The organism is Campylobacter concisus, from assembly GCF_002913865.1.
GTDB classification, from domain to species: Bacteria; Campylobacterota; Campylobacteria; order Campylobacterales; family Campylobacteraceae; genus Campylobacter_A; species Campylobacter_A concisus_AM.
This window is the reverse complement of sequence record NZ_POYX01000029.1, coordinates 1-4,408: the sequence shown is the minus strand read 5'-3', so window position 1 is coordinate 4,408 and position 4,408 is coordinate 1. Positions and strand designations below refer to the sequence as shown.

The window sequence follows — 4,408 nt, the reverse complement described above, 5'->3', positions numbered from 1 at the left end:
CTCTTAAGGCGGTTGATTTAAATATAACCGAAGAGGATATGAAAATACATTTTATAATATCTGATAATAAAAGAATAAAAAATAATAAAATCGAATTAAAACATATAAAGAACTACTTTGATAAAATTTTAAAAGCAAGTGAGAATAAACGAGTAGTAGACTTGGCTACTTTAAAACAAGTACTTGGCAGAAGATGGTTGTATAATCTTATTTGTCATAAAGATATTAGAGCCATATTTTATAGCTATTTTTGGTTTGGCGTAGCTAGTATTCTCAAGGGTAAATAATGGAAAAATATGATGTTTCTATAATAGTGCCCATTTATAATGTGGAAAAATATATAGAAAAGTGTGTAACTACACTTTTTGAGCAAGATTACAACAATATAGAGTATGTTTTTGTAAATGATTGTACGCCAGATAAATCTATGGAAATTTTAGAAAATACGATAGAAAAATACCCAAATAGAAAAGATAATATAAAAATTATCAATAATATGCGAAATAGTGGCTCAAGCCTTACTAGAAAGTATGGCTTGGATGCTTCAAGCGGTAAATATATTTTATTTATAGATAGTGATGACTGGATTGATACTGATATGGTAAGCAAGATGTATAACGCTGCAGAATCTAATAATGCTGATATAGTTTGTTGCGATATGATTTTGCATTATAAAAATAGACAGGTCTATAAAAAAGATAGATATAAAGATGTGAAAAATAAGGACAAACTCAAAGCATTGATTGGCGGATATATTTTACCATCCATGACTAATAAATTAATAGAACAAAAGCTTTTGTTAAATGTTATTTTTAAAGAATTTCAATTTGGTGAAGATGTTTATATAATGACTCAGCTATTCTATTTTTCTAAGAAGATGATATATATTCCAACGGCTTTTTTTCATTATAATAAACTGAATTACTATAGTCTATCTACTAAAATTGATATTAGAACAGTAGCTGACATAAAAGACATGTATAACTCAATATGTGAATTCTTAAAGAGCAAAGGTATTTATGAAGAGCTAATTAAACATCATAGGACCAGGCTTATTAATGTTGTTTTTTATAATCTAAATAATAATTTTGTAAAAAATTTAAAATCCATTGATAAAGATGCAGCGAACATTTGGTTTATACTGGAAAATAATAAATTTTCTATACTTAAAAGAATTATTTGTTTATTGCCATTTATTGGACTTGATAGATTATTTAAATTTTTTAGAGATATCTATAAGAGATAATATCATTGTGAAAATTTTTATTATCGGCAATATCGCCTCCACGATGATAAATTTCAGAAAAGAATTTATCGAAATGCTTGTATCAAGTGGGCATGAAATTTATTGTTTAGTTAGTGACTACGATGAAAAAAGTAGAGAAAAAATAAGCTCGCTTGGTGCAATACCGCTTGACTATACTTTAAATGCAAAAGGTTTAAATCCATTTAAGGATCTCATTGCTACGTTTGATTTGATTAGGCTATTTAGGCAGCATAGGCCAGATGTAGTTTTTTCTTTTTTTGTTAAGCCGGTCATTTTTGCAACCTTAGCTGCAAAAATAGCAAGAGTGCCACGAATAGTTGGTATGATAGAAGGACTTGGCGGGGCTTTTACTACTCATAAAAATGGGCAAACAAAAAAGGCAAAAATTATCAAGACTATACAGATTTTTCTATATAAAATTTCTTTGCCACTTCTTAATGAACTTATATTCTTGAATAACGATGATAAAAAAGAGTTAGTAGATACTTGTAGTATGAATGTAAAAAGCGTCAATATACTGGGTGGCATAGGTATTGATTTGGATAAATTTTCATACTCTAAAGCAACAAGCGATCCTATTAATTTTATATTCATAGGTAGATTGCTTGCAGAAAAGGGCATTTTTGAATATTTGGAAGCCGCAAAAATAGTTAAAGATAAATATAAGGATATAAATTTTTATATATTGGGTGGTTTTGAAGAAAATAATCCATTTGGATTAAAGAAAGAAGAGCTAAGACCTTACCTTAATGATGAAATTGTCATTTTCCCAGGATACGTAAATAATATAAAAGATTGGATCACAAATAGTTCGGTATTTGTCTTGCCGTCATATAGAGAGGGTGTGCCAAGAAGCACACAAGAGGCGATGGCAATAGGAAGGGCTGTTATAACAACAGATACTATTGGTTGTAGAGAAACGGTCAAGGATGGTTTAAATGGCTTTTTAGTGCCGCCATACAATAGTGATGTGTTAGCACAAAAAATGATGTATTTTGTAGAAAATCCAGAAATGATAATTCAAATGGGCATTGAAAGTAGAAAAATTGCAGAAGAAAAATTTGATATAAATAAACAGAACAAAAAGCTTATGAGTATAGTTGTTGGAGATAAAAACTAGAGATTTTTAAATTTCCTGATGCAAAATCCACTCATTCCACCTTATATCCAGTGCCTCGTATGGTTTTTAAGCAGATGGCGGGGATTTTTGCTCTTATCTCTCGCACGAGCGATCTTATGCGGTCTTGCGATAAGGTTTCGTTTTTATATAGGTGGTGATCTATCTCGTCGTAGATGACGACATGGGGCGAGTTTTTACATAAAATTTCAAGTAGCTGGCTCTCTTTTTTGTCAAAGCAGATTTTTTATACACTGGGAGTTTTTGTAAAAGATTTAGCTCAAATTTAGAGCCTAGAAGCACCTTGCAAAGCCAAAAACATGAAATAAAAACTCTTCAGGGCAAAATGGCTTGATGATAAAGTCACTCCCATAGCGTAGTAAATCCTCTTAAAAACGCTAGGGATGCTAACATCTAGCAAAAGCATAATGGGAGTGATATTTTGGCTATCTCTTATAAATTTAACCAGATCAAGGTTTAAATTTCTTTATCTGTTGCCGCACTCAAAGTCCTTGATGACTGAGCACGCACTTTGAGCTGGATCATCCTAAACCCAAAGCGGTAAAGCGATGCATTTAGGATGACATTTTGCTCAAAGTCGCTTGAGAGCAACAAGATCTTCTTCATCAGCCAGCCATGCCACCGCCAGCTGGTTTTTTGGTGTCTTTTTCGGCCTTTTGTTTTATAAATTCCTCTTCTTCTTTTGTAGGTTTGTACTCATCTTTGAAGAATTTTTGCTTAGCTTCGATCCTCTTTTCGATCATCTTTTTATCATAAATTTTATATGACGGCTTCCAGTACTCAAGATAGTTTCTAAAGCCAGCGCTGTGACCTGCGTCGTAGTGGCAGCTTGCACATTTTAGCTCTTTAGGAGTGCCAAGAAGCTCTTTATAGTGAGCGTGCATCTTTTGAGCTTGCGCTGAAGTGTTGTTGCTATCTATCACGTTTGTGTGGCAGCTTGTGCAGCCGTTGTCAAAGACGAAATGCTCGCGATTTTTGAGGTTTTTGTGCCAGTCGATTGCGTTAGGATCGCCAAAGAAATGCACCCAGCCCTCTAAAATGCCATTTTTCGCCTTTGTTAGGGCGTATTTTGCGATGTTGTCATGTGGTATATGGCAGTCGACGCATCTTGCTTTGATGCCGGTTTTGCCCTTGCCGCTGTGGATGTCGTCATTGTAGGCGATGACCATAGGATCCATCTCGTGGCAAACTACGCAGAATTTATCCCCACTTGTCTCATCAAGCGCATAATGAACTGGTAGAACGACTAAAAATCCAACAATTCCGCTTATGAAGATTATAAGCGCTAGTAATTTTTTTGAAATTTTCATGGTGTTACTCCATTCATCCATTGTGGCACCTCGTGTTCATGGCACTCAGAGCACATGTTTGTAGATGGTTTGTGTTCGTTGTGGCACTCGTCGCAGTACAAAGTCGGACCATCGTGAACAGAGTTGTGAGGATTTGCCTTTAGAGTATCCATAAATTTTAGCCTTTGGGCTAAAAGCTTTTTACTCTTATGACAGGATAGGCAGCCAGCGTCACCGATCGCTTTAAATTTGCTAGGATCATCGCCTTGGTTTTGGTGACAATCAACGCAGTCAAAGCTTAGATGTTCGTGATGAGGTTTGATCTTATACTTGGCTCGTAGTTCATCAGAGACTGCTACTTTTGTGACGTTTAGATCGCCCTTTGGCATATCGGCACCAAAGAGATGAAGCGAAAATAAACAGGCAAAAATAGTAATGAATTTAAGCTTTCTCATAACCTTTCCTTTCTATTAAGATTTATAAACATCAAATTTCAACGGAAAACTAATATTTTTGCTTAAACTTACTTTTATGAAATTATAGTCCTTGCTTGATTAAATCTGCATTAATAATATTTTAGAGTGCTAAAATATAGACTAGTTTTATGAAGTTGAATTTTAAAGAAAATGGCAATTAAGCTAAATAAAATGGAAAATAAAATATAATCCCAAATCTTTGGTCCCGTAGCTCAGTTGGTAGAGCACTACCTTGACA

Annotated in this window: 7 protein-coding genes; 3 read left to right on the top strand and 4 right to left on the bottom strand. The window is 33.8% G+C overall.

All coding sequences use genetic code 11. The features are described 5' to 3' along the window. From CYP77_RS09920 to CYP77_RS01995, 3 genes are all read left to right on the top strand, one after another. Positions 1 to 287, top strand: a 287-nt coding sequence (locus tag CYP77_RS09920) for a hypothetical protein (RefSeq protein ID WP_181001942.1), incomplete at its 5' end; no start/stop codon positions are given. Further along, positions 287 to 1,246: a glycosyltransferase family 2 protein gene (locus CYP77_RS10070; RefSeq protein ID WP_103567463.1), complete on the top strand. Its 960-nt coding sequence runs from the start codon at positions 287 to 289 to the stop codon at positions 1,244 to 1,246. The genes CYP77_RS09920 and CYP77_RS10070, both read left to right, overlap by 1 nt. A 43-nt stretch (positions 1,247 to 1,289) precedes the next feature. Then, a complete protein-coding gene (locus tag CYP77_RS01995) occupies positions 1,290 to 2,387 on the top strand; it encodes a glycosyltransferase family 4 protein (protein WP_430516090.1) in 1,098 nt (365 codons plus the stop codon). A gap of 31 nt (positions 2,388 to 2,418) precedes the next feature. Here the strand turns inward: CYP77_RS01995 and CYP77_RS10320 are convergent, their stop codons facing one another. The 4 genes from CYP77_RS10320 to CYP77_RS01980 all read right to left on the bottom strand — a co-directional run bounded on the left by CYP77_RS10320 (position 2,419) and on the right by CYP77_RS01980 (position 4,149). Continuing rightward, positions 2,419 to 2,628, bottom strand: a complete 210-nt coding sequence (locus CYP77_RS10320) for a helix-turn-helix domain-containing protein (RefSeq protein ID WP_181001453.1) — start codon at positions 2,626 to 2,628, stop codon at positions 2,419 to 2,421. Between the two features lie 233 nt (positions 2,629 to 2,861). After that, entirely contained in the window at positions 2,862 to 3,011 is a 150-nt protein-coding gene (locus CYP77_RS09910; RefSeq protein ID WP_181001451.1) for a hypothetical protein, read from the bottom strand. Beyond that, a complete protein-coding gene (locus CYP77_RS01985; RefSeq protein ID WP_103567461.1) occupies positions 3,011 to 3,715 on the bottom strand; it encodes a cytochrome c3 family protein in 705 nt (234 codons plus the stop codon). Before CYP77_RS01985 ends, CYP77_RS09910 begins: the two co-directional genes overlap by 1 nt. Further along, positions 3,712 to 4,149, bottom strand: a complete 438-nt coding sequence (locus CYP77_RS01980; protein ID WP_103567460.1) for a cytochrome c3 family protein — start codon at positions 4,147 to 4,149, stop codon at positions 3,712 to 3,714. Before CYP77_RS01980 ends, CYP77_RS01985 begins: the two co-directional genes overlap by 4 nt. Positions 4,150 to 4,408: the final 259 nt, after the last annotated feature.